The organism is Amedibacillus dolichus DSM 3991, assembly GCF_000154285.1.
Taxonomy (GTDB): domain Bacteria; phylum Bacillota_I; class Bacilli_A; order Erysipelotrichales; family Erysipelotrichaceae; genus Amedibacillus; species Amedibacillus dolichus.
Map to the genome: position 1 here is coordinate 1 of NZ_DS483461.1, position 694 is coordinate 694.

Below are 694 nucleotides of genomic sequence, written 5' to 3' on the forward strand. Positions count from 1 at the left end.
ATATACCTGCCGTTCCTATTATTTAGTGAAATGAGATATTATGATATTTTCTGAATTGTGATTAAAAAGGCAACTTTATGCCCATGCAACAGAAACTATAAAAAATACAGAGAATGAAAAGAAACAGATAGATTTTTTAGTTCTTTAGGCCCGTAGTCTGCAAATCCTTTTATGATTTTCTATCAAACAAAAGAGGAAAATAGACCAGTTGCAATCCAAACGAGAGTCTAATAGAATGAGGTCGAAAAGTAAATCGCGCGGGTTTGTTACTGATAAAGCAGGCAAGACCTAAAATGTGTAAAGGGCAAAGTGTATACTTTGGCGTCACCCCTTACATATTTTAGGTCTTTTTTTATTGTGCGTAACTAACTTGCCATCTTCAAACAGGAGGGCTGGAAGAAGCAGACCGCTAACACAGTACATAAAAAGGAGACTGAACGATGAACATCAAAAGTTTGCAAACAAGCAACAGTATTAACCTTTACTACCGCACTGCTGGCAGAGGCGCACTCAGCGTTGCGAAGAACGACCAAAGCCATATAGAACTACGGATTTCCATATACCGCCTGTATGTGAATCCTGACACAAAATGAAATATCAGTCTGATTCATCTCACATAAAACCTCGCAAGCTGAGTGGAGTGCATAAACCTAGCGCCACACCGACATCTCTGTACGAACTAAGGAACACATAG